Raw genomic sequence first — 19,576 nt, forward strand, 5'->3', positions numbered from 1 at the left:
GCTCACCGAACATTCCGTCGGCGCGGTCAGCAACTCGAAGCAAATGGTCTTTACTTGTCGATTCGCCCCCACCGCCACGAGGATTCATGCTCATGAAAATCCCAGGTCCTGATCATCCCATCACCATCGCCCCGCTTGCGGGCACAGTCAGCGTGCATTTCAAGGGCGTACTGGTGGCCAGGAGCAGTAAGGCGCAGGAACTGAAGGAGGCTAAATACCCGGCGGTTATATACATTCCCCGTTCGGATATTTCGATTGAACATTACGAAAAGACCGCGCATCAAAGCCATTGCCCATACAAAGGCGATGCCAGCTATTTCAGCCTCAAAGCTGGCAGCGAAACCGCCGAAAACGCAGTCTGGACTTACGAACAAGCCTACCCGGCTGTGAAGGATATCGAAGGCCACGTGGCCTTTTACACCGACAAGGTGTCGATCTCCGTTGATTGAGGACGGGTTTGACGAAAGTGCCGACTGAGGATCAAACACAAAGCAGGACCGGAGAACGACCGATGACGCGCCATTCACGCGAGCTACGCGATGCACCCGCCAGCCACGACCTCTGCACACGCTATCAAAGCGTTCGAAGTCGCACTGAGCGTCTCGTCGCGCCGCTCAGTCCCGAGGACATGGTCGTCCAGTCGATGCCTGATGCGAGCCCGGCCAAATGGCACATCGCGCACACTACCTGGTTCTTCGAAACTTTTCTGTTGATCCCCAATCTTGGGGATTACACGCCGTTTGATCCGGCGTTCAATTACCTGTTCAACTCCTATTACGAGGCCGTCGGTCCTCGTCACCCTCGCCCGCAGCGCGGGTTGATGACGCGCCCTGCGGTGGACCAGGTCCTGGCTTATCGAAAGCATGTCGATCAGCACATGGCGAACCTGCTGATGGCCGGGGTGTCCAGCGAACTCGCAAGCCTGATCGAACTGGGCCTGGCCCATGAAGAGCAACATCAGGAGTTGCTGTTGATGGATATTCTCCATCTGCTCAGCCTGTCGTCGCTCAAGCCCGCTTACGACGTGCAATGGCCAGCCGACGCACCGGGTCGGCGTGGTCAATTCAAGCCCTTGGCCGGCGGCCTGACGCAAATGGGTCATGGCAGCGCCAAATTCGCGTTCGACAACGAAGGCCCGCGCCACACGACCTATCTACAGCCGTTTGAAATCAGTGATCGGCTGGTCACCAATGGCGAATGGATGAGTTTTATCGCTGACGGCGGCTACCACACCGCAGCGTTGTGGCTGTCCGAAGGCTGGACGCTGATCCAGGAAAACGGCTGGAATTCTCCGTTGTACTGGCAGCACGACGATAACGGTTGGCAGCGCATGAGCCTGCGCGGGCTGGAAGACATCGACCCCGCAGCGCCGGTGACGCACATCAGCTATTACGAAGCTTGCGCCTTTGCCAACTGGGCTGACGCGCGCTTGCCGACTGAAGCCGAATGGGAGGCAGCGGCACGCGCAGGCTTGCTGGAGCAGGTCGACGATGTGGCCTGGCAATGGACGCAAAGCGCTTACAGCGCTTATCCCGGCTTCAAGCCGTCGATGGGTGCGGTCGGTGAGTACAACGGCAAATTCATGGTAAACCAGATGGTGCTGCGTGGCGGCGCCAGCGTGACGTCGCCTGATCACTGTCGAGTGACCTACCGCAACTTCTTTCACGCTGACAAACGCTGGATGGTTTCGGGGCTGCGGCTGGCCCGCGACAGTCGCCAGCCTGGGGTGGTCAACCCCAATGACAGCGAGTTTGCCCGTGACGTTGTCGCCGGTTTGTCAGCATCCAGCAAGAATCTGCCGCCCAAATATTTCTACGATGCGAACGGTTCAGACCTTTTCGAAGCCATCTGTGAAACCGCTGAGTACTACCCCACTCGCGCGGAAACCGGGCTGTTGAAAAACACTGCAGCGCAGATTGCCGCGTCGATCCCACAGGGTGCCGCACTGGTTGAGTTCGGCAGTGGCGCCAGCGAAAAGACCCGCCTGGTGCTTGATGCGGCGCCGCATATCGCGGTGTACGTGCCGATCGACATCAGCGCCACGGCGCTCAATAAAGCGGCGCAGTCGTTGCGTCAGCGTTACCCCGAGCTGATCGTCGCGCCTCAGGTCGGCGATTTTACCCGGGTGCTGACCTTGCCCAAGGAAGCCAACGGCCATGCCCGAGTGGGCTTTTTCCCCGGATCGACGATTGGCAATTTCACCCACGACCAGGCGGTTGATTTCCTTAACGGGGCCCATGAAGTGCTGGGTGCGAATGCGCATTTCATCGTCGGCGTGGATCTGGTCAAGGACGCCGCCACCCTGGTCGCGGCTTATGACGATGCAGAAGGCGTGACCGCGCGTTTCAATAAAAACCTGCTGACGCGCATCAATCGCGAGCTGATGGGGAATTTCAACGTCGATGCGTTCGAGCATCTGGCCGTGTGGAATGCCGAGCAGGCGTGCATGGAAATGCATTTGGTCAGTCAGGTCGAGCAAGTGGTGAAAGTCGCGGGGCACAGCTTCCACTTCGCGGCTGGGGAACGGCTGCACACCGAAAACTCGCACAAATTCACCGTGGAATCTTTCACCGCCCTTGCCGCTCGTGCAGGCTGGACTGTGAGTGGGCACTGGATCAGTGAAGCCCCGGAAGTGGCGTTGTTCAGTTTGCAGGCGTGAGTAAAGGGTCGGTGTGTCAGGTTCGTTGAGATCGCAGCCTTCGGCGGCTCGTCAGCGCCTACAGACCCGCCTTGGCGCCTTTTCCCTGTAGGAGCTGCCGAAGGCTGCGATGCGGTGTACCAGGCAGATCGCATCGCAGCCTTCGGCAGCGCCTACAGGGACGGAGTCATCGGGGGCCTTGCGGTTAAGCCGCTTCGACCGATCGCAAATTCCGGCTCCCCAGACCAAAGCTTGCAATCACAATTAAGCTGACCGCCGCCAACACCGCGCCGACCCACATCGTCGCTGACACGCCGAGATGATCGACGACCACCCCGCCGCCCAATGAACCCAGTGCTATCGCGATCTGAAACGAGCTGACCAGCATGGCCGAGCCCGCTTCCGGCAGATCCGGCGTCGACTGGCTCATCCACAGACTCAAGCACAACGGCACAGCGCCGTATGCAATGCCCCACGCCAGCACGGCAATAATCAGCCCGGACGACACGCCTTGCATCAGTGGCAACGCCGCGAGCGCCAGCATCAACAGCGCCACCATCCAGAACAAGGACGCCGAGAGATTCTTGCTCGCGGGGGTGGAAATCGCGAAGTTGCTGATCATCCCGACAATCCCGAACCCTAACAGAATCGTCGTGATCAAGGACGGTGTGAACAATGCGCTCTGCTCCAGCAGCGGCGCGATATAGGTGTAGGAGGCAAAGTGCGCGCCGATTACCAGCAACACCAGCACTGCGCCACGACGCGGGTTGGCACGGCGCATCAGGGCAAGCAAACCGCGAATGCTGACCTCCCCTTGTGAAGGCAACGACGGCAGCAACAGCGCTTGAGCGATCAGCGCCACAGCGACCAATACCGAGGTGGCAATGAACGCTGCGCGCCAGGTGAACAGATGGCTGATAAACGTCCCGAACGGCACGCCCAACACCGTCGCGAAGGTGATGCCGCCGAAGATGACAGCCATCGCTTTGGCCGCATTCTCAGCGTTGACCAGTCGCCCGGAAGCGCCCAATGCCACGGTCCAGAAGCCGCCCAGTGCCGCGCCCAATAAGGCGCGTCCGCCGAGCATGACCAAGAAGTCAGTGGCAAAGGCCGAAATCAGGTTCGAGGCCAGCAGCAGCACCGACAGCAGTAACAGAATCAGTCGCCGATTGATCCGTCCGGCACCAAACAAAAGGGCCGGCGCCGAAATAGCTGCAACAATGCCGGGTACCGTCACCATTAATCCAGCGGTGCCTTGGGACACGTTCAGATCGCTGGCGATTTGCGGCAGGATGCCCACGGGCATGTATTCGGTGGTGACAAAGGCAAACGCGCCAAGGGCCACCGAGCCCACCGACAACCATGACCGCAGGGATGATGCTGGCGCGTTCGCGTCCAGCGCAACACGTGATGAAGTGGACATGACAGTCCTCCTGAATGAATGAATTCAGGTTAGGGCCTGCCAACCCGGTGAATAAAGATGGCGCTGTTCCGAACAGATAGGATCAAAAGGTCCGCAGTGCGTGATCTACTCCGGCTGGGCTCAACCAAAGAACCTCCGCGTGCCGGGCCTGAGGCATTTATGCACAGCGCCGTTGCAAGATTCTGGGTTGTCATTTGCAAAATTGCGCTGTTAGCATCCGGCACAAGTCTGCGGATGCACTACCCTCTTTTTGGCAACCCTGGTGCCAACAACCAAGACTTTTCTCGGCAAAAAGTGCCTTATCCGATTTTCGATCAGAACAAAAATATAACAACAACAGGGAGTCCGTGATGACGGCACAGGTAGTATCGGCCCAGCCTGCCACTGCGCAATCCACCACCGGTTACGTTCTGGCTCAAGTGCGCAATCATATTGGCCATCTCACCCTCAACCGCCCGCACGCCTTGAATGTCATCGACCTGGACATGGTCCGTTGCCTGCACGCGCAACTCGATGCCTGGGCCCTTGACGACGATGTGTATGCCGTCGTCCTGCGCGGCACGGGGGAAAAAGCCTTCTGCGCGGGCGGCGATATCCGCGCGCTTTACGACAGTTTCAACCACCACGGCACCCTGCATCAGGACTTCTTCCACGAGGAGTACGCCCTTGATCTGGCCCTGCATCACTACCGCAAACCGGTGCTGGCCTTGATGGACGGCCTGGTACTGGGCGGCGGCATGGGCCTGGCGCAGGCGGTCGACTTGCGTGTCGTCACTGAACGCACTCGCCTGGGAATGCCGGAAGTTGCCATCGGCTATTTTCCAGATGTCGGCGGCAGCTATTTCCTGTCGCGCCTGCCCGGTGAATTGGGGGTGTATCTGGGCGTGACCGGAGTGCAGATTCAGGCAGCCGACGCGCTGTACTGCGGTCTGGCCGACTGGTACCTGCACAGTCGGGACCTGGCCCGCCTGGACAAACAGCTGGATGCGCTCATCTGGCAAGCCAACCCGCTCAAGGACCTGCAAGGGGTGCTGGCGAACATTGGCAGTCAGCAGTTGCCAGACCCAAGCCTTGCGGCACTGCGGCCGACGATTGACCACTTCTTTGCACTACCGGATATCCCCAGCATCATCGAACAATTGCGTGCCGTCACGCTGTTCGACACCCATCATTGGGCGCTCTGCACCGCCGACCTCATGGAGACCCGCTCGCCCCTCGCGATGGCGGTCACCCTGGAAATGCTACGCCGTGGGCGGCGCCTGCCATTGCAAGCGTGCTTTGCGCTGGAACTGCATCTGGACCAGCAATGGTTTGAGCGCGGGGACCTGATCGAAGGCATTCGCGCACTGATTATCGACAAAGACAAGAAACCGCACTGGAACCCAGGCCACGTAAAAGCGCTCGACGCTCAGCACGTGGCCAGCTTCTTCAGCGGACAAGAGGCCCTGACATGAACGATCTGGAATTGACCGAAGAACAAGTCATGATTCGTGACATGGCGCGTGACTTCGCCAAAAACGAAATCGCCCCCTACGCGCAAACTTGGGAAAAGGCTGGCTGGATCGACGACGCGGTGGTCGGCAAGATGGCCGATCTGGGATTGCTGGGCATGATCGTCCCCGAAGAATGGGGCGGCACTTATATCGATTACGTCGCCTATGCCCTGGCGGTCGAGGAGATTTCTGCCGGCGATGCTGCAACCGGTACGCTGATGAGCGTACACAGCTCAGTCGGTTGCGGCCCGGTGCTCAATTACGGCAGCGATGAGCAGAAAAACACATGGCTGGCAAAACTTGCCAGCGGCAAAGCCATCGGCTGTTTTTGCCTGACCGAGCCGCAGGCTGGTTCCGAGGCGCATAACCTGCGTACCCGAGCCGAACTGCAAGACGGCCACTGGGTGATCAACGGCGCCAAGCAATTCGTCAGCAACGGCAAGCGCGCGCAATTAGCCATCATCTTTGCGGTGACCGATCCGGACTTGGGCAAAAAAGGCATCTCAGCGTTTCTGGTGCCCACTGATAACCCAGGTTTCACTGTCGACCGTATGGAACACAAGATGGGCATTCGCGCCTCGGACACCTGCGCGGTGACCCTGAGCAATTGCCGCGTGCCCGCCGCCAACCTGTTGGGTGAGCGCGGCAAAGGGCTGTCGATCGCCCTGTCCAATCTGGAAGGCGGCCGCATTGGCATTGCCGCCCAAGCGCTGGGTATCGCCCGTGCGGCCTTCGACGCCGCGCTGCTTTACGCCCGTGAGCGTGTGCAGTTCGACAAGCCCATCATCGAGCACCAAAGCGTCTCCAATATGCTGGCCGACATGCACACGCGCATCAATGCCACGCGCCTGTTGATCCTGCACGCCGCCCGTTTGCGCACGGCGGGCAAACCCTGCCTGTCCGAGGCTTCACAGGCCAAACTGTTCGCCTCGGAAATGGCCGAATGGGTGTGCTCCAAAGCCGTGCAAATCCATGGCGGGTACGGCTACCTGGAGGACTACCCGGTGGAGCGTTATTACCGGGACGCGCGGATCACACAGATTTACGAAGGCTCCAGCGAAATCCAGCGCCTGTTGATCGCACGCGAACTGCGGCACTACAGCCTCTAAACCTGTCGAGGCGGGCCAGCCACGGGAAGCATCTGCAAGCCCGCCTCGCGCTCCGATCAGCTGAACTGCGTACGTCCCAGCAACGTCATCAACAGCGCGACTGAGTCGGCGTTTTTCATGATGAGCTTCCAACGGACCTGCTCATCAGCCAGAAATACATCGCGGGCCTCCTCCAGGTCCATTGTCCCGGTGGTGTCCAGAACAGTCTGAAAGGCTTCGCCGTCCTCCTCGACCAAATCGCTCCAGATCCCATCCTTGAGCAGGTGAAACAGCCTGTGCCTCGGTGTTCGGTGAGACAGGTACGTGCCCTGGATGTCAGTGATCCCCGCCTTCACCAGGGCCCCGGCCAACGTAGAGTCTTGCAGCAGGTCAATAAACGGTGCCGTGGATTCTACGTACGCAATGTCATGAGTATCGAGCGCAAGGTGCGAAACCTCGTGGATCAGGACAGTTGCCCGATGATGGGCACCGGCGTCGAACCCCCCGGTGTGCGCCGTGTTGGCCAGCACATACCCTGGCGCGGTGAAGAATCGCTCCGTCAGGAAGATGCGCTGTACGGGGTCCGCCTTTACCGTGAACCCCAACGTTTGCTCATGGCCAGGCTTATTGATGCCAACCACGAAACGTTGTGATGACCAAGGTGCCAGTGAAGCCTCGATGATTTGGTCAAACAGCGTCTTGGCTGAGTTTTGCAATGAAAGGCGCAGCGCTGAATCGACGGTGGTGACACCGAAGAAATCCTTGATGAGGGTCTGCGCGCGGGTATCCAGAGCGGCATTGGTGTCGGGGAAATTCAGATTATCCAGCGCGTTCTCCAGGTAGTGTTTAGCCTGTTGATGGGCCTCACCGATGCGTCGTGCGTGGTCGAGATTGAGCGTACGAATTTCTTTCATGCCCTGCGCCTGGGTGATAAACACCTCGGCGACATTTTTGTCAGCCACCGACGTCTTGATCCGGCTGCTGGCCGGCCCCCCACCAAACAGCCCCCACTTGACGTCCAGTTCCCAACGTTGTTGGGAGCTCAGGCGCACGGGTGGGCCGCTGGCGCGGGTGTGGTCGCCGACAATTCGCCAAGTGCCCTCGACCTGCCGAACCTGAAACACCTTGCCGCCAACCGTTGCGTAACGCTTGTTGCCGGTCTTGCCCAGATAAAGATTGAGCAACGGGTCCTTCTTCAGCGCCCGCAGCTCGATATCGTTGACCTCGAAGGCGCGCAAGCGTGTTTTCAGGTCGGCTGACAGCTCGCCGTTGCCCCATGAAAAATCCAGCGCCTGCGTGGCGTCCGAGTCGGACGCCTCTTCCAGCGCATCGTCTTTGATTTCCTCCAGCGCCAGCACCTCAAGTTCCTCTTCGCGAGCGGTGCGCTGGGAAAGCAACATCGCCAACCCCGCACCGAATTCCGAAACCGCCTTGCCCCAGCGATCTGTCGTGGCCGACGAAAAGGACGACTTGAACCACGACTGACTCTGCCACGCAGACACCAGCATGCCGAGCTTGCCGGGAAGGAAGGTCAGCACTTGCTCGCCAGTCAGGGTCAGCAGGTAGGTAAACGAAGCCCAATCGGATTGTGCGGTGGTCACGGTTTGATTCTTCGCCAGGTTCTTCATCGCACGCAGCGTGTCCTCGAAGAAAAACAGCTTGGCGTTACCCATGACTGAAGCGCGGCCAAGCGTAGGGGGCAAAGGAACGGTCGCCGGCAATTCCAGAGGCGGGACGATGCCGGTTGGCAGATGAGCTCCGTCGAAGCCGCCAAAGTCGTAGCGGGCTCTGGCTTGCGGGCTCATGCGATGTAACACCAAGGTCTGCAGGCGGGTGTCCTTGTGCAGATCCGCCATCAACGCCGCCTCGCCGGCGTATTCCTTGAAGCAGAAGTCATCGTGAAAGATGGCATGCAATACCAGCGGCCCTTGCTCGGGAGCGTCCGCGCCGAACAGGTACATCCCGATCGCCACATCGGCTTCCATGCCCGGTGCGGCGATCAGTGCGAATGGCCGAAGCGCAACCGACACGCCATCGACCGGCTGGCGCGCCAAGGCATCTGGCATTTCGATGACGCGCTGGATATACCACCAGGCCCTTTCGCTGATGACGCCCTCGAGTTTCTGCTCGAACGCCATTTCAAGCATCTGCGCGGGGAACTGCCAGCAGAAGCGATTGAAACGGTCAGCGTAATCGGGTGAGTCAATGCTCAGTTTTTCCTCCAGCACCTTCTGGAAATTACCACCCACATCCAGCTTGCGCGCCAGTGCGCTGAGATACGGCGGCGTCAGCACGCTGATGGCGTTTCGGGAGTCAGTCGTTGAGACGGCGAGAGAAAACCCCTTGTCGGCGCCCAAGTGGTTGAGCACAAAGTCAGTCAGTGTTTCTTCGTAGGCCTCTGTGGCTGCCGGGACGCCGAGCGGGCTGTTGGTGCCCATGACGCCTGGCGTCACGTATCGAAAATGCTTGACCAGAATGTCGTCCGGCTCAATCCGCTGTCCGGGGAAGTCAGCCGCAAGCTGGCTGACCAGCATGTCTTTGGCAAAATCCTTGAGTTTGGGAATGCCGAACAAAAAATCCCGGCCCTGATTTTCGACCTTGAAATACAGCTTCAGGAGTTCGCAATAGATCGCCAGATCGAAATTGGATGCGTTGCTCAGCCAATCGGGCAGCGTGGCACCGAGCAGCAGCGACTCCAGGCTCAGGGTGAAGGCGTCCAGCGTTGCAGTGGTAACGTCCTGAATCTCGGCATCCCGGGAAAACGCTACAAACGCCTTGCTGTCGAGTTTTCGACGCGTGGCGAAAAAAAAAGCCTCCTCAACGCACTGATACTGCCGATGCTCCTCGCCGCGCTGCAGGTGCTGGATGAAAGACCCCTCGATGACTGGAGTCTGCAGACTGATACCCAGGGAGGCTGGCTGCTGTAGCCACACGTCAATCAGCCGCGCATCCTGCACCGACAGCAGGGTCTGCCAGCGCATTCGTTGGTCCTGCTTGCGCAACCAACGGTTGAGGTAACCGGTCATCTGAGCCAACGAGCTGAAAATCCACAGCCCTTTGATCGCCGACCAGAGCACCAATGGCCCATCAGCGTCCGCAGGTCGATGGAACACAAACGCATTGCTCAGTGGCACGGCCTTCTGCCTGGGATCATGTTCGATACTCACGCTCGACACCTGAACTCTTTGACTGCCCAACGCCGAGCGCATCGGTTGAGCAGGCCGATCCAGCAGCTGTTGCAGCATGTCGAGCACATCGGGATCGAGTTTTTTGCGGTACTTCTCCACTGCCAGTTGCAGGCGCAGCTGTCGCGTGCGGATGTCGCAGCCCAGTTGGCCCAGCTCGGTCTGGCTGTCGCCTTCACGTACGACGTTCAGGTGAGATTCGCGGACCTGTTTGAGGTAACTCCCCGGCAATTGGGCGTGAGCGCGTTTGATCAAGCGATTGAGGGTCAGACGCTGCATCGGCGCGGTGAAGTAGCCCGATGCCGAGACGTCAGAGGGCAGCAACACCTGGGTTCCAGCCGGAAGATCCATCACCCGCGCGCCCGAGACTCGCGCAAGCAGCCAGTCCACCAGGCTCATGCTGACCGGTGGCTCACCAGCCTTGTCAGCAGGTAGGCGCAGCTGCACATTTCGAGCGTCGATTCGCCCGTCCGCGAGCACACACAGCTGTGCGTTCAGCAACCTGCGAGCGCACATTTCAATCCCGGGGCGACTCATGCGCACGTGCAGCAAATCAGCTTCCAGCGCTTGCAACTGCGACACCCAGGTGTCTTCGTGCTCGCCAGCCGAACGAAACGAAGTCGACGTCGCGCTGACGGATTGCTCTACGGTGGCGACGCTCGGCTCAAGGGTGGACGACTCATCGACAGTCACCTTCGACTCAGGCACGAATGAACGCGGGTTCACGCGCCAACGACCACTGTCGTTACGCGCATGCAGTCGTGAATCGAGCAGTCGCCGAATGTCCAGCGCATCGTCGATCATCACCTGCGCTTCGTCACGATCACGGTAGCTGCGGGCCAGAGCAAATTTCAGGTTGCGTTGCTGATAACCAATGATGCCGTCGACCAGATGGGACGCCAGGTCGCCCCGCTGGGCGGTGTAAGGCTCGTAGGCCAGATCGAGCGAGCCTTTCCAAGTGGCCAAGGCATGATCATTGAAAGACAGATGTCTGAATAAAAACTCGCGACCTGCTGCACTGTTGACGTACGCCAGCAACGCGCTGCGGTCCTCGAAACTTCGAAGCCCGGTCTCAGCCGAAAACAGCCACACGCTTTGATCGTGCAGGTCTACGAACTCGACAGTAAACATGCTCACCAGCTTGAGCGGTTCTTGCTTGGGGAACAGGGCAGCCAGCTTGCTGATTCGTGTGACCCCGTGGTCGTTACTCGCCACACCGCCTGGCAACAACGGCCGAAGGTCCGCGAACTGTCGAGCCGTGAAATTGCCGTTGGCTTTGTTGTCCAGCAGCGATTGGCGCAACGATTCGGCGAGCGCCAGTATGGCTTTGTCTCTGCGTACAGCAAGTGTGGGGCCGCGCCACCAGGTCTGCAGCGTACGTTCGAAAGAGCCTGGCAATGCGCCCTTCACTCCATTTAGTGCATCGCGATAGGGTTTGGACCAAGTGGCATCGAGCGTTTGGCCGTTGCCATCCAGAAAGACATACGCTTGGTCTGCCGTTAAGGCACTGCCGGCGTAGGTATCAAGCGCAGCATCGAGCAAGCTGCAGGTGCCGACGATCTCGGTGGTGGTTGAACCGTCGGCAGTGGTGGTCTGCTGTGCAATCTGCACACAGACCCAATCGATATCGAACGGAACGTCGGGTGACGGGCGCGCGACGGCATTTTGCAGCCACTGCGTCATGGCGCTGCGCAGTGTCGGCAGCGTTTGGATCTGCTGAAAGACCGTGTTCACCGCGTCGATCTGAACATCGACAATGGCGCACATCCACGACTCGAACACGGGAGCGTCCAGACGCTCGGCTTCGAGTTCGGACAGCGCTAGGCGGGAGGTATCACCGCCCGCCTCCAGATAGTGGAGAAGGGTTTGACGGTTATCGAATGGCTCGATCCCGTACAGCAATGTGTAGAGATAAACCTGTGGCTTATCGGCATCTGGATGGCTGATCAGCAACGCAGCGGGCAGTTCGCTACCGGTAAAACCCGAGCCGGGGATCAGTCGATAGACGCGCGGCAAACCGGCAGGCTGGGAGTCGCTTGTTGCCTCGACCAGCGTTTGGAGCCAGATCCGTTGATCTTCGCCGATACGTTGCGCGGACGCAGCGACGTCTATATCGACTGCGAACGCAGCCTTCAGCAGATCACTGTCGAAATACGGTGTGAGGGGGGCATTCATACTCGGTTCCTTTTCAAACCGTGCCCAGAACGAATGGACAGGCACGGATCAAAAAGACTGAATACGAAACGTCACGCGGATGGGGTTACATATTGCTGGCGAAGGCTTTTTTGCGCAGATTCACAGCGAGATAGGTTTGCGCCCTGCAAACGAGTGCGCGAGCGTGCCGCCGTCGACCAGTTCCAGCTCGCCCCCCAGCGGAACGCCATGGGCAATGCGCGAGGCGATCAAGCCTTTTTTGCTCAGCAACTGAGCGATGTAATGCGCGGTGGCTTCGCCTTCGACCGTGGGGTTTGTCGCAAGAATCACTTCAGCGAAAGTGCCTTGCTCTTCAATCCGCGCCATCAGTAAGGGAATGCCGATTGCTTCTGGACCAAGGCCGTCCAACGGCGACAGATGCCCCTTGAGTACGAAATAGCGCCCTCGATAACCGGTCTGCTCAACTGCGTACACGTCCATCGGGCCTTCGACCACACACAGCAGAGCATCATCCCGACGCGGGTCGGAGCACTGTGGACACAAATCATCCTCGGTGAGCGTGCGGCATTGGCGGCAATGCCCCACACCCTCCATCGCCTGACTCAGCGCTTGCGCCAACCGAATGCCGCCACTGCGGTCACGCTCGAGCATTTGCAGGGCCATGCGCTGGGCGGTCTTCTGACCAACGCCCGGCAAAGTGCGCAGTGCGTCGATCAACTGGCGGATCAGGGGGCTGAAGCTCATGGGGCCAAGCTCATCACGGAAAGCTCCGACAAGAAAACGAGACGCGGTTTATACCCGCGCCTCTGGTCAGCGTCAATTGAGGGTCATGAGACTTTGACCACCAGCTTGCCGAAGTTCTTGCCTTCGAGCATGCCGATGAAGGCATCCGGGGCATTTTCCAGACCGTCGACCACGTCTTCACGAAATTTGACCTTGCCGTCCCGGACCAACGGAATCATGGCCTGCATGAATTCGTCCATGCGCTCGTAATACTCCTCGTAAACGATGAAGCCCTGAATGCGTGCGCGTTTGGTCAACAACGTGCGCATGAGCAGCGGCAGGTGATTCGGGCCCTCGGGCGCGCTCGTGGCGTTGTACTGCGCGATCAGACCGCACAGCGGGATACGCGCGCGCTGGTTGAGCAGCGGTAAAACGGCTTCAAACACTTTGCCGCCCACCAGCTCGAAATAGATGTCGATCCCGCTGGGGCAGGCTTCGGCCAGCTGCTCTGCGAAATGTTCGCTCTTGTGATCCACGCAGGCGTCGAAGCCTAATTCGTCCATCGCATAGCGGCACTTGTCGACACCGCCAGCGATGCCGACCACGCGCAAACCGTGCAATTTGGCAACCTGCCCGACCACTGAACCCACGGCGCCTGACGCTGCGGCGACAACCAGGGTTTCCCCCGCCTTGGGCTGACCGATGTGCATCAGGCCCATGTAACCGGTGATGCCAGGCATGCCCAGTACGCCGACGGCCATGGAGGGGCTTGGCAGATCCTTGGGCATGGCGGTGAGGTTTTTGCCATCGGACACGCTGTGGGTTTGCCAACCGGTCTGGCCGACCACCAGATCGCCTTCCTTGAAGTCAGGATTGCGCGACTGCTCGACAACGCTCACCGCGCCGCCTTCCATCACGCCATTGATTTCAACCGGTGCTGCGTAGGATGGCGCGTCGCTCATGCGTCCGCGCATATAGGGATCGAGGGAGAGATAAAGGGTGCGCAACTGCACCTGACCGTCCTGCAAGTCGGGCAAGGCTTCGCGCTCGAGACGAAAATTCTCCGGCGTCGGCGCGCCCTGCGGCCGGGAGGCAAGGACGATGCGTTGATTGAGGACCAATTCCTGGGACATCGGGATGCGACTCCTGAATGAACAATAAGGGGTATGAAGAGCAGACCGTGATGGCTTAGAGGCGTTCGGTCGGATGAGGCACCACATACTGTTGGAGCGAGGCTTGCCCGCGAAGCTTACGCCGCCGATCAAGAGCCCAGGCAGTACCGTCAGCAAACCTGCTTCGTTTTGATGCGTGTCTGGCAAATAGCACCGAGCGGCTAGCTTCGCGGGCAAGCCTCGCTCCAACAAAATCGCAGGCATCGTCCAAGCCTCAACCTGACGCCACCCGTGTAGGAGCTGCCGAAGGCTGCGATCGCGGCGTGTCAGACAGACCGCAATCGCAGCCTTCGGCAGCTCCTACCAAAGCAATGCACCACACAAAAAAAATGCCAGGCGCATGGCCTGGCATTCGGGTGCAGCTGGGGCGCCGGATTAGAACGGCAGTTTCATCCCTGGCGGCAGTTGCATGCCAGCGGTCATGCTGGCCGTTTTTTCCTGGCTGGCGGCGTCGATCTTGCGCACGGCATCGTTGACGGCGGCAGCGATCAGGTCCTCAAGGATTTCCTTGTCCTCCTGCATCAGGCTGTCATCCAGGCTGACGCGTTTAACGTCGTGACGGCCGGTCATGACGATGGTCACCAGGCCTGCGCCTGATTGGCCGGTCACTTCGGCATTGGCCAATTCTTCCTGCATCTTGGCCATTTTTTCCTGCATTTGCTGCGCCTGCTTCATCAGGCCAGCCATGCCACCTTTCATCATGAGAGTTCTCCTCAGAAGTCGATCGGGTCATTGACGAGGCGCTAAACAGCTTAGCGCCTCGCGGTCGTTAATGGGTCTGTGCGACCGGGGTATCCACAGGCGCGATTGTATCTTCGCGGATCACCGCGCCGAACTGTTGCAGCATCTGCTGGATGAACGGATCGCCGTGAATGGATTCTTCCGCCTGACGCTGACGGTCAGCGCGACGCCGCGCACCCGCCTGGGCCGGGGTTTCCTGCTCGGGCTTGATCAGCTCGATACTCAGATTGAGAGTGCGTTCATGGAATTGGTTCAGCGCATCATTCAGACGGCGCTGTTGGGTCGCGTTGAACAAGGCGCTGTGGGCCGGGTCCAGGTGCAGCAGCCAATTGTCGCCATCCATCGAAATCAACGTGCAGTTGGCGGCGATGCTCGCGGTCATGCCAGACACCGGCAGTTTAGGGAACAGCTCCAGCCATTCCAGTGCCAGACCGGTGGCCGGCGCCGAGGCGGGCAGCAACTCAGGCTCCGCTTCAACGGCCTCCACGGTTTCGACGGTCTCATGGGCCAGGTCATCGAGATACGCGTAGGACGCCGGATCAATGTCCACGTCCGGCTCGTAATAATCGTCGTCCGGCGGCGGCTCATCGTCGCGGTCCATGGGTGCTGGCACATAGGCCACCGCGTCCGGCACGGTCTCAAGCATCGATGGCGTGACCACCTCGGCAGCGGCTTGCGCTTGCTCGGGAGACTCCACTTCCGGCGCGTCCGGTACCGGGCTTGCAGGCGCAGGGGACGGCATCGGCGTCAGCTCTGGCTGCTCGGCCACCGTGTCGAGCACCGGCTCGGGGATTTCTTCGTCAGCGGGCGCCTGATCAGGTTGTAGTGCCGGCGCGTTCTCCGGCGCAGCGCTTTTGGGCTCATTCCACGGCAGGTCGACTTCCTCTACCGGCGCAGGCGTTGCGACTGGCGCAACTACTGGCGAAGGCTGCGCGACCGGTGCCGGGGCGGGCATCAAGGCGGGGGCGACAACTGCCGGAGCGGTGAGCACCGCCGGAGCAACATGCGCTGCACCGGCCACCGTTTTTTGGGAATCAGCCGTGGCCGGGCTGATCCCCACTGACTTTAGTGATTGCCTGGGCGCATCGTCGTTGTCCGCCGGGCGAAACGCCAACATGCGCAACAGGACCATCTCAAAGCCGCCTCGCGGGTCCGGCGCCAACGGCAGATCACGGCGCCCGATCAGGCCCATCTGGTAATAAAACTGCACGTCTTCGGCCGGCAATGCCTGGGCCAGCGCCAGCACGCGATCACGATCCCCGTGGCCGTTGTCGACTCCTTCGGGCAGCGCCTGGGCGATCGCCACGCGGTGCAGCACGTTGAGAATTTCCGAGAGCACGCCATTCCAGTCAGGGCCCTGCTCGGCCAGATGCCGAACTGCTTCGAGCAGACTGCGCGCGTCGCCGTCGATCAGTGCGGTGAGCACGTCGAACACCTGGCCGTGATCCAGCGTCCCGAGCATGGCGCGCACGTCGGCGGCCATGACTTTGCCTTCGCCGAAGGCAATCGCCTGATCGGTCAGGCTCATGGCATCGCGCATGGAGCCATCGGCAGCGCGGCCGAGCAGCCACAGCGCGTCGTCTTCGAACGGCACGTTTTCGACGCCCAGCACATGGGTCAAATGCTCGACCACGCGTTCAGGCGTCATATTTTTCAGGGAGAACTGCAGGCAGCGCGACAGAATAGTCGCCGGCAGCTTTTGCGGATCGGTGGTCGCCAGGATGAATTTGACGTAGGGCGGCGGCTCTTCGAGGGTTTTGAGCAGCGCATTGAACGAGTGGCTGGAGAGCATGTGCACTTCGTCGATCAGGTAGACCTTGAAGCGTCCGCGACTGGGGGCGTATTGCACGTTGTCCAGCAGTTCGCGGGTGTCCTCGACCTTGGTCCGGCTCGCGGCGTCGATCTCGATCAGGTCGACGAAGCGGCCTTCATCGATCTCGCGGCACACCGAACACTCGCCGCAGGGGGTCGAAGTGATGCCGGTTTCACAGTTCAGGCATTTGGCGATGATTCGCGCGATGGTGGTCTTGCCAACGCCACGGGTTCCCGTGAATAAATAGGCGTGGTGCAGGCGCTGGCTGTCCAGCGCGTTGATCAAGGCCTTGAGCACATGGGTCTGGCCGACCATTTCGCGGAACGAGCGCGGACGCCATTTACGTGCAAGAACCTGATAACTCATCGAAAACCGTCGCGACTGGGAAGCGGAAGACCGCAATGCTAGCGGAGCAGCACTAAAATTGCATCCGATGTACGTTGGTTATGGCTTTAATAAGGTTAGGCTCACGCCGCTGTTCGAACGTTACACTGGCCCACAGCACTGCGTTGCACACTTTGAGGGTCCCGGATGCGTCGGTTGGTAATGAGTGCTTTAGTGCTAACAAACGCTTCAGCCGTGACGGCTGGGCCGTCGCTGCGGTTTTCAGTGGCTGACAGCTGGTCGATGCCGCTGATGCAAGTGGGCCGCGATGGCCCGACCGAAGGTATTTTGTTCGATATCATGCAAAGCCTGTCGCATCAGATCGATCAAACCCCTGAATACCGCGTCTATCCGCGCTTGCGCGTGCAAGCGGCTCTGGATCGGGGTGAGGTCGATGTGCTCTGTTATGCGGCGCAATCGTGGCTGCCAGGCATGTCGGGCGATTACACCTGGAGCCTGCCATTACTCAATCAGCGCAACGTGCTGATCAGCACCTCATGGAACTCGACGTCGGTCCAGCTCAGCGACATTCTGGGCGATCATATCGGCACCGTGCTGGGCTATTCCTATCCGGCGCTGGACGCTCTGTTCGACCGGCGCGACCTCATTCGCGAAGACGCCCGGCTCCAGGACCAGGTGCTGCAAAAACTCGCAGCCCATCGCTATCGATACGCCGTAGACACGCAATGGTCCCTGGATTGGTACAACCGAGGCCGAAAGGACGCCGACAAACTGGTCGCGGTGTGGAACATTGATGAACAACCCGTTGGTTGCGTGGTGCGCAATGATCCCGACGTCCCGGCTCAGCGCATCATGCGCACACTGTTGCGGATGAAGATGTCCGGCGAAATCGAACGCATCGTCGAGCATTACAACACCCAATCCGGTAACCCTGCCGAGCCCCGATGACTTCATTGCCCTGGCCGGCCGGATACCTGCACCACAACAAATGTGCGCTTGCTCTGTAGCATTACCGTCACACTGCCTCGCTAGGCTGCGTCGAAATCATTTGCAACAACTTAGGCCCAGCGAGCAGGTAGAGCCATGAGCGATAAACCCCAAGCCCCGTGCACGCCGTCCGCCAGCGATACGCCTGCCGATACCAGCCGACGCCGCTTTTTAGGCGGCGTTGCGGTACTGGGTGCAGGCGCCACGCTGGGCAGTTACGTCAACGCCAAGCAAGCGGACGCAGGCAGAGACAGCGCTCTGGAGACTTCACTCACCGGGCCTGATCTGGACAAGGCGCTGCGCGATAACGTCAAGACCATCGTGGTGATTTACGCCGAAAACCGCAGTTTCAATAACCTGTTCGGCGATTTCCCCGGCGTCGAAAAGCCGCTGTCTGCGCTCAAGCCTGCCGACTATCAACAGCGCGACCGCGACGGCAAGGTCCTGCAAACACTGCCCCCGGCGTGGGGCGGTGTGTTGCAAGTAGGTCCGCAAAGTGTGGACGGCGTGACCTATGCCACCGGCGTGCAGTTCCAGGACAACCTGCCCAACGCGCCCTACCCGCTTAAAGGGCCAGCCGGTGAAGACCTGCCGCTGGGATTGGTGACCCGGGATTTGTGGCATGTGTTCTACCAGAACCAGATGCAGATCAACGGTGGCAAGAATGATGGTTTCGTCGCCTGGGCGGACTCCGGCGGCCTGCCCATGGGCTACTACAGCCAGTCGCAATATTCCTTGCGCCTGTGGGACGTCGCCAAAGAGTTCGTGCTCTGCGATAACTTCTTCCAGGGTGCCTTCGGCGGCTCGTTTCTCAATCACCAGTACTTGGTCGCGGCGACAGCACCGTTTTACCCGGACGCCGCCAATTCAGCGGCCAAATCACAGATTGCTGCGCTGGAAAGCGACAACCCCCGTGATTTTCGACTCAAGCCACTGGAGAAATCCCCCGCCAGCGCGCTGACCGGTCCGCCGCAGTTTGGTCCCAGCGCACTGACCCCGGACGGCTACGGGGTCAATACCCTCGCCCCGCCGTATTGGCCTACCTGGCTACGCGACCCGGAGAAACCGGACTATTCCAAACCGGACCTGGCCAACGTACTGGTGCCGCAAAGCCACGAACACATCGGCGACAAGCTGTCGAAAAAGAACATCGATTGGGCGTGGTATGCCGGTGCCTGGCAGGCGACGCTGGATCAATTCAAGGATTCGGGTGGCATTCCGAAAATCCCCAATTTTCAGTATCACCATCAGCCTTTCAATTACTTCAGGCAGCAAGGCCCTGAGCATCCGCAAGAGCGCAGCAAACGCCTGCGTGACGGGGGCCTGGGCGATGAGGTCGGCACCAATAAGTTCTTTGCCGATGCCAAGGCCGGCACTTTGCCTGCCGTTTCGTTCTATAAGCCGCAAGGCAATCTGAACATGCACGCCGGTTACGCCGACGTGGCGTCGGGCGATCGACACATCGACCGCGCCATCAAGGTGCTGCGCGAAAGCCCGCAGTGGGAAAACATGGTGATTGTGGTCACGGTGGACGAGAACGGCGGCTGGTGGGATCACGTCGCCCCACCCCAAGGCGACCGCTGGGGCCCCGGCACTCGCATCCCGGCGCTGGTCATTTCGCCGTTCGCACGCAAAGGCACGGTGGATCACACGGTCTACGACACCGCCTCGATCCTGCGCCTGATCACCCGCGTACACGACCTGGAAACACTCAACGGCCTGAGCGAACGCGACAACGCCATGATCGCCCGCGGGCAAGCGCCGATGGGTGATCTGACCAATGCGCTACGGTTCACGGGATAAGACGTTTCCTG

Annotated in this window: 12 protein-coding genes; 6 read left to right on the top strand and 6 right to left on the bottom strand. The window is 59.9% G+C overall.

The window, feature by feature from the left end; translation table 11 throughout:
* Nucleotides 1-92 precede the first annotated feature (92 nt).
* Together ACWKWM_RS09700 and egtB are read left to right on the top strand one after the other, a co-directional pair.
* Entirely contained in the window at nt 93-449 is a 357-nt protein-coding gene (locus tag ACWKWM_RS09700; protein WP_483845935.1) for a DUF427 domain-containing protein, read from the top strand.
* Between the two features lie 62 nt (nt 450-511).
* On the top strand, nt 512-2,659 hold the full coding sequence (gene egtB / locus ACWKWM_RS09705; protein ID WP_483845936.1) for an ergothioneine biosynthesis protein EgtB: 2,148 nt from the start codon (nt 512-514) through the stop codon (nt 2,657-2,659).
* 184 nt (nt 2,660-2,843) lie between these two features.
* On the opposite strand, the gene ACWKWM_RS09710 is transcribed toward egtB, so the two are convergent.
* On the bottom strand, nt 2,844-4,061 hold the full coding sequence (locus ACWKWM_RS09710) for an MFS transporter (RefSeq protein ID WP_483845937.1): 1,218 nt from the start codon (nt 4,059-4,061) through the stop codon (nt 2,844-2,846).
* A 350-nt stretch (nt 4,062-4,411) separates the two neighbouring features.
* On the opposite strand from ACWKWM_RS09710, the gene ACWKWM_RS09715 reads away from it, so the two are divergent.
* Both ACWKWM_RS09715 and ACWKWM_RS09720 read left to right on the top strand, forming a co-directional pair.
* Nucleotides 4,412-5,515, top strand: a complete 1,104-nt coding sequence (locus ACWKWM_RS09715) for an enoyl-CoA hydratase/isomerase family protein (protein ID WP_483845938.1) — start codon at nt 4,412-4,414, stop codon at nt 5,513-5,515.
* Nucleotides 5,512-6,663 carry an acyl-CoA dehydrogenase family protein gene (locus ACWKWM_RS09720; protein ID WP_483845939.1) on the top strand — a complete coding sequence of 384 codons (1,152 nt, stop codon included), beginning with the start codon at nt 5,512-5,514 and terminating at the stop codon, nt 6,661-6,663. Before ACWKWM_RS09715 ends, ACWKWM_RS09720 begins: the two co-directional genes overlap by 4 nt.
* 56 nt (nt 6,664-6,719) lie before the next feature.
* Here ACWKWM_RS09720 and ACWKWM_RS09725 read toward each other — a convergent pair whose 3' ends face one another.
* The 5 genes from ACWKWM_RS09725 to dnaX form a co-directional block, all read right to left on the bottom strand.
* Nucleotides 6,720-12,002: a dermonecrotic toxin domain-containing protein gene (locus ACWKWM_RS09725; RefSeq protein WP_483845940.1), complete on the bottom strand. Its 5,283-nt coding sequence runs from the start codon at nt 12,000-12,002 to the stop codon at nt 6,720-6,722.
* A 120-nt stretch (nt 12,003-12,122) separates the two neighbouring features.
* Nucleotides 12,123-12,725, bottom strand: coding sequence for a recombination mediator RecR (gene recR / locus ACWKWM_RS09730; protein WP_483845941.1), 603 nt, complete (start codon nt 12,723-12,725; stop codon nt 12,123-12,125).
* A gap of 83 nt (nt 12,726-12,808) precedes the next feature.
* The gene (locus tag ACWKWM_RS09735; RefSeq protein ID WP_483845942.1) at nt 12,809-13,837 is read right to left on the bottom strand and encodes an NADP-dependent oxidoreductase; all 1,029 of its coding nucleotides are present in this window, start codon (nt 13,835-13,837) and stop codon (nt 12,809-12,811) included.
* A 414-nt stretch (nt 13,838-14,251) separates the two neighbouring features.
* Nucleotides 14,252-14,578 (bottom strand): YbaB/EbfC family nucleoid-associated protein, encoded by a 327-nt coding sequence (locus ACWKWM_RS09740; RefSeq protein WP_268800472.1) that lies wholly within the window; start codon nt 14,576-14,578, stop codon nt 14,252-14,254.
* Between the two features lie 67 nt (nt 14,579-14,645).
* Nucleotides 14,646-16,796 carry a DNA polymerase III subunit gamma/tau gene (gene dnaX / locus ACWKWM_RS09745; RefSeq protein WP_483845943.1) on the bottom strand — a complete coding sequence of 717 codons (2,151 nt, stop codon included), beginning with the start codon at nt 16,794-16,796 and terminating at the stop codon, nt 14,646-14,648.
* A 165-nt stretch (nt 16,797-16,961) separates the two neighbouring features.
* Here dnaX and ACWKWM_RS09750 point away from each other — a divergent pair, with 165 nt between their 5' ends.
* A complete protein-coding gene (locus ACWKWM_RS09750) occupies nt 16,962-17,723 on the top strand; it encodes a substrate-binding periplasmic protein (protein ID WP_483845944.1) in 762 nt (253 codons plus the stop codon).
* Nucleotides 17,724-17,858: 135 nt separating this feature from the next.
* Nucleotides 17,859-19,565, top strand: coding sequence for an acid phosphatase (locus ACWKWM_RS09755; protein WP_483845945.1), 1,707 nt, complete (start codon nt 17,859-17,861; stop codon nt 19,563-19,565).
* Nucleotides 19,566-19,576: the final 11 nt, after the last annotated feature.

Source organism: Pseudomonas rosaeacicularis, from assembly GCF_057128745.1.